At 59.0% G+C, this 10,554-nt stretch carries 7 protein-coding genes and 1 rRNA gene; 4 read left to right on the forward strand and 4 right to left on the reverse strand.

Features of this window, described 5'->3' with window-relative positions:
- Positions 1-699: 699 nt before the first annotated feature.
- Positions 700-2,046, reverse strand: a complete 1,347-nt coding sequence (locus G1C97_RS11695) for an ABC transporter substrate-binding protein (protein ID WP_169241907.1) — start codon at positions 2,044-2,046, stop codon at positions 700-702.
- 568 nt (positions 2,047-2,614) lie between these two features.
- Positions 2,615-3,328: a histidine phosphatase family protein gene (locus tag G1C97_RS11700; protein ID WP_169241908.1), complete on the reverse strand. Its 714-nt coding sequence runs from the start codon at positions 3,326-3,328 to the stop codon at positions 2,615-2,617.
- Between the two features lie 331 nt (positions 3,329-3,659).
- Here G1C97_RS11700 and G1C97_RS11705 point away from each other — a divergent pair, with 331 nt between their 5' ends.
- The 4 genes from G1C97_RS11705 to G1C97_RS11720 all read left to right on the forward strand — a co-directional run bounded on the left by G1C97_RS11705 (position 3,660) and on the right by G1C97_RS11720 (position 10,067).
- Positions 3,660-3,977, forward strand: coding sequence for a DUF4235 domain-containing protein (locus tag G1C97_RS11705; protein WP_240951143.1), 318 nt, complete (start codon positions 3,660-3,662; stop codon positions 3,975-3,977).
- 112 nt (positions 3,978-4,089) lie between these two features.
- Complete coding sequence (locus tag G1C97_RS11710) at positions 4,090-4,860, forward strand: nitroreductase family protein (RefSeq protein ID WP_169241910.1); 771 nt, start codon at positions 4,090-4,092, stop codon at positions 4,858-4,860.
- Between the two features lie 156 nt (positions 4,861-5,016).
- Complete coding sequence (locus G1C97_RS11715) at positions 5,017-7,746, forward strand: YhgE/Pip domain-containing protein (protein WP_169241913.1); 2,730 nt, start codon at positions 5,017-5,019, stop codon at positions 7,744-7,746.
- The gene (locus tag G1C97_RS11720) at positions 7,743-10,067 is read left to right on the forward strand and encodes a YhgE/Pip domain-containing protein (RefSeq protein WP_169241911.1); all 2,325 of its coding nucleotides are present in this window, start codon (positions 7,743-7,745) and stop codon (positions 10,065-10,067) included. The genes G1C97_RS11715 and G1C97_RS11720 overlap by 4 nt, the downstream gene beginning before the upstream one ends.
- 5 nt (positions 10,068-10,072) lie before the next feature.
- Here the strand turns inward: G1C97_RS11720 and G1C97_RS11725 are convergent, their stop codons facing one another.
- Together G1C97_RS11725 and rrf are read right to left on the reverse strand one after the other, a co-directional pair.
- Complete coding sequence (locus G1C97_RS11725; RefSeq protein WP_169241912.1) at positions 10,073-10,324, reverse strand: hypothetical protein; 252 nt, start codon at positions 10,322-10,324, stop codon at positions 10,073-10,075.
- Between the two features lie 110 nt (positions 10,325-10,434).
- Positions 10,435-10,551: ribosomal RNA gene (rrf, locus tag G1C97_RS11730) — 5S ribosomal RNA — on the reverse strand.
- Between the last annotated feature and the right edge of the window lie 3 nt (positions 10,552-10,554).

Consider the following 10,554-nt stretch of genomic DNA (forward strand, 5'->3'; position numbering starts at 1 on the left):
GACCCAATCCCAACACTGATTCAAAACACCCCGAAACAACCTAAATCACCCCAACCCGAGACCGAAACAACCTAAATCACCCCTCCCTCAACCCAATCCCAACACTGATTCAAAACACCCCGAAACAACCTAAATCAACCCAACCCGAAACCGAAACAACCTAAATCACCCCTCCCTCAACCCAATCCAACCCAAAGTTCCCTCGCCATAGCACCTCAGCGCGGTTTTTTCTCGAAGAAAATGGCTTGCCCGAGAATTTACCGCGGTGAGGATGCGCCAGTGCGGAGAATTCTCGCAATATCCTCTAATCCCGAGAATTTACCGCGGTGACTGCCGCTCAGCGCGGCAAAATCTCAACATCCCCCACCCCGCGAATATGTTGCGCTGAGCGACGGTCAGAGCAACATATTCGCGAAACACGCATGTTCCAGGAAAAACGCGCGCTCTCGGGAAAACTCATTTCTCGGGAAAACACACTCCACGGGAAACACACTCCACGAAAAACACACTCCACGAAAAACGCGTGTAGGCCCGCCGGAGACGAGCCGGCGAGCCCACACGTGAAGGAGGATAAGGAAAACACAGTAAGAGGATCAAGAGGAAGAAGGTATGGTGCGGCACCCCCAAAAGGAGAGGAAGGTGGTGCCGCACGAATTAGTTGTTTGAATTATTCAGTACTACCGAACTTGGCACCTCCAATCAGTGAGACGCCGCGTACTCGGAAGCCCAACCGTCCACGAAGGCGGTCTTGACGGCATCCCAGTTGCTGGTGCCCTGCGCGTACCCCAGGAGGGCCTGGCCAAGCTGGTTCTTCCACTCTTCGGACGGCATCATCGTGAAGTTCCAGGAGACGGCGGTCTTGCCGGACTTCTGGTCCTCGACGGCGGCCTGAGTCAGCGGGTTGTCGGAAGTGACGTCATCGAAGGTCTTGAACGGGGTGGTAAAGCCCATGTCCTGAGAGAGCGCCTTCTTGCCGGTGTCGGAGGTGATGACCCACTTCAGGAAGTCCTCGGTGGCCTTCTTGTCGGCGTCGGAAGCCTTGTCGTTGATGCACCAGTAGTTCTCAGAGCCCGTGGCCAGACCCTGCTTCTCCTCGCCCTTGACACCGATGTAGATCGGCATCATGCCCACGGAATCGGCGGACATGCCAGCCTTCTGCAGATCGGTCCAAGCCCAGGTGCCGTTCTGGTAGAAGGCGGCCTCGCCGAGCGCAAACTCGGAGTTGGCGTCGTCACCGGTCTTGGCGCTCAGCTGCGTGGGTTCGGTGGTGGAGTCGGTGATGTACAGGTCGAAGATCTTCTTGTAGTTCGGCAGGTAGGTGCCCTTGATGGTGGCCGGCTGCTCGGTGACGTTGTCGGCTTTGAACTCGTAGTACAGCGGCAGGTTGGCGAGGTGGGTCTTGAAGCGCCAGTCAGAGCTGGAGTCGAAGCCGGCGGAGGTGAACGCGCCCTTGATGCCGAGCTCGTCCTTGCGCGACTGCATGTCGTCGGCCACGGCTTTCAGGGTGTCGAAGTTGTCGATTTCATCGATGGACGTGGCCTTGGCACCGTCCAGACCGAAGTACTTGTTGAGGATGTCCTTGTTGTAGATCAGGCCGTAGGTTTCCATCACGTACGGCACACCGACGACCTTGTCGCCGTCCTTCAGGGCCACATCCTGATTGTTGAGTTCCTTGTACACGTCCGTGTTGGACATGTCGGCCGTGTACTTCTTCCAGTTCTGGTAGCCGACCGGTCCGTTGACCTGGAACAGGGTCGGAGCCTCGGTTTTGGCGATTTCGGACTTCAAAGTCTGCTCGTACGTGCCGGAAGCAGCGGTCTGGATCTTAACGTCGACTCCGGTTTCCTTGGTGTAGGCCTTACCGAGGGCCACCCACTGATCGGCGGCTTCCGGCTTGAAGTTCAGGTAGTAGACCTTGCCCTTTGCGTCGTCGCCGGAAGTGCTGGAGCCGCAGGCCGCCAGCGTTCCCAAAGACATTGCAGCAATGGCAGCCATCGCAACCGCGGATTTGACTGTACGATTCATCATCGAACCTTTCTCTTTCATCGTCGATTCCGGCCATTCCTTCCGGATCAGGTGCCGTCAGCGGCATCCTTACGACTATCGACAGTGCTCATTATGCAATGGTTTGCTTTCTTTTGCAAACGATGGCATTCATCGGCGCGCCTTGGCGATATAGACAGATGTCACCAAATAGTCAAAACAAGATAAAACCGGGAAATTAAGGCAACTAAATAAACTATCCGCAATGCAAGCGTTAGCAAATACTAGGCGACAAGAGCACGCCAGAAATGGTGCAGCACCGCCCTTTTACTCCCCGTATCGTCACAATACCGCTATCGTTTGCATAATCAGTGAACCAGCGAATCAACGAGCTAACGCACCAATAGGCCAACGAACCAACGAACCAACGAACCAATAAACCAACGAACCAATAAACCAATAAACCATTTCCACACTGGCCAGCAACAGCAAACCACAGCCAACAAAAAGCCTGTCCGCATACTCGCGGACAGGCTGATACCTCTATTCCCGGCAACCACGGCAACTCACCGGCAACCACGGCAACCCGGCAGACCGGGAACAATCTACATAACGCCACAGCGTCACATGATCAGGCGTTCCATCGTTCGATGACGTTGTCACCCTTGTACACGCTCAACACCGAATAGTGCGCGGTATCGAGCCGCAGCATCCGCGCGAAGTGCGGATCCACATCCAACCACTGCGAGGTGAGGATGCGCAGAATATGCGCGTGGGCCACCAATAGCACGTTATGACCATCGTGCAGCAACGGCATCACATGATCGATCGCCCCTCGCGCGCGGGCGGCCGCCTCCTCCAAGGTCTCCCCCGGCCCGGCGTGCACCGGCACCTGCTCGCCGCCCGGCAACGTCTCCACCCAGTCGCCTTCCAGCGCAGGCGTCAGCGAGCGCGGCCCATCCCGCCACACATCCCAGTCGAAACCACTGGCTTCGCTGACCTGCTTACGTGTGCGGCCCTCGGCACGGCCATAATCCCATTCGGCGATGCCGTCGAGCGTCTGCGGCTCGGCGAAGCCGGCCAGACGCGCGGTCTGTTGCGCACGGCGAAGTGGACTGGCAAACACACAGCCTTCCTCGAAACCACCGGGGAATGCTTCACGCAGACGAACGCCGGCATCGCGTGCCTGCTGCTCGCCCACTGCGGTCAGGGGGATGTTCGTGCGGCCGGTATGCTGTCCGGATTCGCTCCATACGGTCTGTCCATGACGCAGCAACACCAGAAATCCTGTGCCGCCACGGGAAAGATCGACGGCCACGGTGCCGTCTGCATGCTGTTCGTTCATGCCTCCACTCTAGTCCCGTTCGGGCGCATTCGCCGCATGCCTCGCCAGATAGCGCCACACAGCGCCAGACAGCACCACACGGCACCGGACATGCGTCATACGGCACCATATGCGCCGCCTTTGTTCCATACCGGAGCCCCATTAGGCCAAAGTGCCATTAGACTGGGGAGCCATGAGCAGCGCAAAGCACACCGCACGTCATCACGCCCTCACCAATGAAGGCGGGACTTCTCCGTCGACGAACCAAACGCCGGCCGCAACATCAGCCGAAGCACCAGCCGAGACACCAGCCACAGCCTCCTCATCCGGCGCCACCGCAGCCGTCGAAAGCCTGCACCGCATCGACGAGAAGGTCAACGCCCTCCGCGCGGCCCGCGAGGCAGACCCGGATTCCCTGCTGGACAAGGCGTTCAAGGCGGCGGCACCCGCATTCATCGGCATGGTGGCCGGCAAAGCGTTCCAAATGGTTTGGGACAAGGGCGTGGGCCGGCGCAACCTGCGCAAGGGTCTTGCCACAGATGCGCCGCAAGGCTTGGCGATGAGCCTGCTGTTCGCCGCCGCATCGGCCGCCTTCGGCGCGGTAGTCTCTCAGCTTTCGGACCGCGGATCGCAAGCGCTGGTGGACCGGAAACACCGCAAGACCCGCTGAGCGCGCCAGACGCCAGACGCCAGACACCAGACACCAGACACCAGACGCCGAACGATTTCACTATCAGAAGAGATTCCCGGCCGAAACGCACTGCCCGTGGGACAATGTCGGTATGGTTACCAATGCAACAATCGAGACTCTGCTGAACCGTCGCTCCATCCGCAAATTCAAGGACGAAGCCATCGACGCCGACACCGTCGCCACGCTGGAAACCGTGGCCCAGCGCGCCGCATCCAGCCAGTTCCTCAACGACTGGTCCGCCATCCGCATCTCCGACCCGTCCGTCAAGGCCAAGCTCGCCGAGTTCGGCCATCAGCCGTATATCGCCACCGCACCGTTGCTGTATGTGTTCGTGATCGACGAACATCGCAACGCCCGCATCGCCGAGTCCAAGGGCATCGACACGGCCGGCGACGACTTCAAGCTCAAAACCAGCTACCGCTTCACCCAAGCGCAGAACGACGCCGTTCTGGCCCTGCACGCCATGGAAACCGCCGCCTATTCCCTCGGCCTCGGTTGCGTGATCCTCGGTTCGATTCTGAACGATATCGACGGTCTGATCGACCTGCTGAACCTGCCTGAATACACCTACCCGGTGCTGGGTCTGGCCATCGGCAAGCCTGATCAGGAGCCGACGCTCAAGCCGCGCATGCCGCGCACCATGCAGTTCTTCGAGAACACGTACCCTGCCGACAGCGAGAACGATCTGGGCGGAGCCCTGCCCGCCTTCGACGCCGAAGTACACCAGTATTACGATCTGCGCCAGGCCGACCGCCCGGTGGATGCCTTCAGCGATCAGATCGCCACGGTCTCACGTCAGGATGTGTCCGGCAAGACGCTGCTGGACAAGGCCGCCGCCCAAGGATTCACCTTGGATAAGTAGTCCGTCCGATTACTGCCGGATCCCGGCCCACCCCGACGACGGGCCGGGATAGACTACCCGTGGCGAACGGGAGCAAGTCCGCGAATCCATTAATCCGCGATTGTGCAATCACCCGGAACGCCTACCATGAATCACAGGCAAGAGGCGGCTATCAACATGCACACTATCTGGCATATTTTCCGGCGTGATGTCTTGCGTATCCTGCGCAATCCGGTAGCCGTCGTCGTCACGTTGGGTGTGGCCATCATCCCCTCGCTCTACGCCTGGTTCAACATTCTGGCCAACTGGGACCCGTATTCGGCAACCGGCAACCTGCACATCGCCGTAGCCAATCTGGACCAAGGCACCAGCAACGATATGGTCGGCACGTTGAACGCCGGCAAACAGGTGGTTAAGGAGCTCAAACACAATCATCAACTCGGATGGCAGTTCGTCAGCAGCGAGGAACAGGCGGTTCACGGCGTCAAAACAGGCGACTACTACGCAGCCATCGTATTGCCGAAAGACTTCAGCGCCAGCCTGGCCGACACCGTGACCGGCTCCGGCAAACAGCCGAGCATCAAGTACTACGTCAACGAAAAGAAAAACGCCATCGCCCCGAAAATCACGGACACCGGCGCCAGCACCATCGACGAACAGATCAACTCCACATTCGTCTCCGCCGTAGGCACGACCGTGGCGAAAGCCATCGCCAAAGCCGGCGGCGATCTCACCGAAGCCACCAACGACACCCAGCAAGACACCATCGGCGACCTCGATACCGTACTGAACACCATCGAGCATACGCAAACCGCACTCACCGATCTGAACACCACCCTTGATCAGGCGAGCGGCACTATCACTGATGCCAAAACCACCACGGCCTCACTCAAGCAGACCATCGCCAGCGCGAAAACAGCCTCCGCACAATCCGGCACGCTGCTCTCCGAAGCGCAAAGCGGCACCCAAGCCTTCTCCTCCACACTGCTCGGCGCGCTGGATGGCAGTTCGGCCACGCTCTCCGGACTTGCGGTAGACACGAACACTGCAGCGGGAACGATTATCGGCTCGTTCAACAAGGCCCAGAACGCCGTCGATTCCGCAACGAACGCACTCAACAAGCCGCTGGACCAGACACAGACCGCCATCGGCAACGTCAAACAAGCCCTGAAAGACGCCGGCATCGACGAAAACACCACCGATCCGGTCGGCCAACGCATCTGGAGCCAGCTCAACACACTGAGCGCCACCATCACCAACCAGCAGACGCAGATCAGTACGTTCCAGAAGAACACGTCCCAGTTCATCAGTTCCGGCAAAGATGCCACCGGGCAACTGTCCGGCGCGATCGGCACCGCATCCGGCGGCGGACTGGCGGCACTCAGCCAAGCCCGGCAGTCGCTCTCCGGCACCATCATGCCGAATCTGAACGCCTCACTCACCAGTTTCGTGGCGTTGAACGGCACTTTGGAGGGCACCCTCACCTCACTGGACGGCACTTTGACGCAAGCCGACGGCTTGTTCGACCAACTGTCCGGCACCATCGATCAGACCCGCTCCACTATCGCCGGCACGCAGCAATCCATGCGTCAGCTTGCGGACGAAGTAGGTACGGTACGCACCGACATCGCCACGCTCGACAGTTCCGCCGCCTACCAGAAAGTGGCTGACGCACTCAATCTGAACAGCAAGGACTTCGGTGATTTCCTCGGTACTCCAGTCAATCTGGAAACCAAAGTCGTCTATCCGACCGACAACTATGGTTCGGCCGTCACCCCCTTCTACACCAACCTCGCGCTGTGGGTGGGTGGTTTCGTACTGATCGCCATTTACAAACTGGAGGTGGACCGCGAGCAGCTCAGGCGCGTGACCGTCACGCAAGCGTATCTTGGCCGCTGGCTGCTGCTGGTGACGATCGGCTTCCTGCAGGCGGTGATCGCATGCGTGGGCAATCTGGTGCTTGGCATCCAGTGCGAACATCCGCTGCTGTTTCTCTTGGCCGGCATCTTCTGTTCGTTCGTCTATATCAATATCATTTACGCTTTGGCCGTTGCGTTCCGGCATATCGGCAAGGCAGTGGCCGTGATTCTGGTCATCGTCCAGATTCCTGGTGCCTCGGGACTGTATCCGATTGAAATGATGCCGAGCTTCTTCCGGGAACTTCACCCTTGGCTGCCGTTCACCTATGGCATCAACGCCATGCGCGGACCGATCGCCGGCACGTACGCCAATCATTACTGGCTCGATATGATGCATCTCGCCTACTATCTGCCGGTGGCTCTGTTCGTGGGGCTTGCGGTACGCCGGTACGCCACGAACCTCAACGCCTTGTTCGATCGCCGTCTGTCGGACACCGATCTGATGATCACCGAGCACAACAGTATGGTCAACAACCAGCTCAGTCTTACGGCAGTGTTCCGCACGGCTTCGGACAGCAAGGAACTGCGCGAGCTGATTACGCGCCGCGCGCACCGATTCTTCGCACGTTACCCGCTGATGATCGTCTCCGGTCTGGCGCTGCTGACGATACTGCCGTTCGTGTTCCTGATCCTGCTGTTCGTCACGCAGGAGAAAATCGCGATGCTTACCGCCTGGATTCTCTCGATTATCGTTATCGACGCCTATCTCATCGTGGTCGAGTACATGCGTGAAAGCTTCGCCACACAGATGGGCACCGACGCCATGAACGACGACGAATTCCGCGACCTGATGTCCAACGGGTATATGTGGCGCAGGTTCCGCGGCGAGCCGGGCAAACATGCGGCGAGCGCGGTTGCTGAGACGGCGGCTGGGACTGTCTCAGAGGCACCACAGGCACCTAATGGCGCGAACGACGTGCCATCGGAGGTGTTGAAGCCCGTGGCCGCGGATGTGCAGGATTCTTCAGACAAGGCGGGTGCGCGATGAAACTCATTTGGCATATCTTCACCCGTGACGTGCGTCAGGCCACGCGCAACGTGATTGCCGTCGTCGTGGCCGTGGGACTGGTCATTGTGCCGGCTCTGTGCGCCTGGTACAACATTGCCGCCAGCTGGGATCCGTACGGCAGCACCAAGGCTCTCAAGGTGGCGGTAGCCAATATGGATAAGGGATATAAGTCCGATCTCATTCCCGTGCCGATTAACGTGGGCGAGACGGTCACCAACGCGCTGCGGGCCAATCATGACCTCGACTGGCAGTTCGTGGACCGAGACAAAGCCGTTGACGGCGTATATTCCGGCACATACTATGCGGCGTTGGTCATTCCGAAATCGTTCAGCTCGGATATGATGACGCTGTTCTCCCCCAAGATCAAGCACGCGAAGCTCGAATACTATCTCAACGAGAAAATCAATCCGATCGCCCCGCATATCACCGATGCCGGCGCGGATACCGTGGCCACCACCATTGATCAGATGTTCGTCAAAACACTGGCCAGCGTGGCGCTCGATATGGCCTCCAATGTGGCTGAATACGCGAAAAGCCCACAGATGGCCCAGTACGTCAGCAATGCCACCGGACATATCACCGCCATGGCCACGCAGTTAAGCAGTGCAGCCACGCAAGTCGACTCGTATTCGGGGCTGTTGGGAGCGGCGAACGGCATCATCACATCGACCGACGCACTCCTCGGCTCCACCGGTTCCGCAGCCGCCGACGCAAAAAAAGCCATCGGTCAAGCCAAATCCGGCACCACCAGCCTGAGCACGGCACTGTCCGGCGCGGCCGACAGCATGGGCACCGCACTGACGCAAGCCGACAATGCGTACGTCAGCATCGACAAACAGCTTGATACGGCGTTCACCGACATCAACTCGCAGTCCACACAGGTCTCCGGCGCACTGACCGACATGCAGACCAAAGTGCAGCAGCAGGCCGGCGCATTCGGCGATTACGCCGCCGCCCTGCAGTCGTTGGCTGACTCCAGCAGCAATCAAACCGTGAAGGACGCCCTGACCAAAGCCTCGGCTCAAGCCACAGACGCTCAGACGCAGCTGCAATCAGCCGCCAACGCATTGGGCGACGCGGCACAGCAGGTCACAAACGGTACTGCGGACGCTGCAACCGCACGGCAACAGCTTAAAAATTCCGTTGCCTCGGCCCGCGCATCGGTCAGTACGGCGGCCAACACCTATCAGCAGACGCTTAAGCCACAGCTCGCCACGCTCGCCTCGTCCATGGACAGCGTGGCCGATCAGGCCGGCAATGTGATTGACGGGCTGGCCGGCACGGTAAGCAGCGTTTCCGGGCTCAGCGGCAACGTGGCCGGCAATATTAGCGACATTCAGTCCACGATGGGCGCCATGTCCAAAGCACTGAACAAGTCATCGAAGAAACTCAACGATCTGGCCATGAAATTCTCCGGATTGACCAGCGGTGCCAAAACGGATCTTTCGTCCATCACTTCCGCCGACTCCTCCACGCTCGCCTCGATGCTGTCCGCGCCGGTGGCGATCGATCGCATCCCCCTCTATCCGGTAGCCAATTACGGTTCCGCCATGGCCCCGTTCTATACGATTCTGTCAATCTGGGTGGGCGCGATCATTCTGGTGGCCATGCTCAAGGTATCCATCTCCGACCATGAGAAGGCTCGCATCTTAGGTCTTGGCAACAAGCTGCCGTTAGGCAGCGAAATGGGCTTGCGTGAGGCCATGATCGCCGGACGTGCCGCCGGCCCTGCCGCTGCGCTGGACGTGCTGAAGAAGCCTCGTGCCGAATCCCCGGGCAACGCGCGACAGTTCGGTTTGCATCTGCATCATGAATATTTCGGGCGATACATGATTTTCGGCTTCCTGGCGTTGCTGCAGGGCACGCTAGTGTGCTTGGGCGATATGTTCTACCTCGGCGTGCAATGCGAGCATCCCTTCCAGTTCATACTGGTCGGATGGCTGGCCGCCTTGGTGTTTTCGAATCTGGTGTATACGCTCACCGTCTCGTTCGGCGATATCGGCAAGGCCATCGCTGTGGTGCTGCTGGTGATGCAGGTGGCCGGCTCCGGCGGTACGTTCCCCATCGAGACGCTGCCGCCGTTCTTCCAGATCGTGGCCCGCTGGCTGCTGTTCCCCTACGCCGTGGATGCCATGCATTCGGCCATGGCAGGCTCGTATGGCATGGAATACTGGGTGGCGATGGGCAAACTGGCGTTGTTCCTCATTCCTTCGCTGCTGCTCGGCCTGATGCTGCGCAAACCAGTGATTCGACTGAATGATTGGATTATTCGCAATCTGGAAAGCACCAAGGTGATGTAGGGGCGTTATCGACGACGCGGCTTGTACCCTTTTTTGCGGCTGTGCGGCTTCAATTCCTGATTGAACGGCACACGCTGGTAGCTCATATTCGGATCACGATGAGTGAGGTGCCAGCAGTTGCAGTATTCACAGCGATACACCCATAGCTCGGCCCCGCGCTCGATCAGGCTCTGATCGGCGGCACGCTGGGCCTGTGCCTTGTCGTGGTACATGATTTTGTTCGACGTAGCGCATCGTTTGGGTGTGAAGTAGTGCATAGCAGAGCCCAGTGTACCGACTGCCGTTCACATTGAGCCGCTGTCGTGGCATAAAACAAAAAAGGGGTTCCTGATGATTCAACATCAGGAACCCCCCCTTGTAACGAATATTGCGGCGGCGTGCTACTCTCCCACACCCTATCGAGTGCAGTACCATCGCCGTGCCAGGCCTTAGCTTCCGGGTTCGGAAAGGGACCGGGCGTCTCACCTGGGCCATGACCACCGCAAAA

It is taken from the genome of Bifidobacterium olomucense, from assembly GCF_012932375.1.
GTDB lineage: Bacteria > Actinomycetota > Actinomycetes > Actinomycetales > Bifidobacteriaceae > Bifidobacterium > Bifidobacterium olomucense.

Bases quoted from the DNA above. Each gene is read 5' to 3' on its own strand.
- G1C97_RS11695 (WP_169241907.1), bottom strand. From the start codon at position 2,046: ATGAAAGAGAAAGGTTCGATGATGAATCGTACAGTCAAATCCGCGGTT.
- G1C97_RS11725 (WP_169241912.1), bottom strand. From the start codon at position 10,324: ATGCACTACTTCACACCCAAACGATGCGCTACGTCGAACAAAATCATG.
- G1C97_RS11715 (WP_169241913.1), top strand. From the start codon at position 5,017: ATGCACACTATCTGGCATATTTTCCGGCGTGATGTCTTGCGTATCCTG.
- G1C97_RS11720 (WP_169241911.1), top strand. From the start codon at position 7,743: ATGAAACTCATTTGGCATATCTTCACCCGTGACGTGCGTCAGGCCACG.
- G1C97_RS11710 (WP_169241910.1), top strand. From the start codon at position 4,090: ATGGTTACCAATGCAACAATCGAGACTCTGCTGAACCGTCGCTCCATC.
- G1C97_RS11700 (WP_169241908.1), bottom strand. From the start codon at position 3,328: ATGAACGAACAGCATGCAGACGGCACCGTGGCCGTCGATCTTTCCCGT.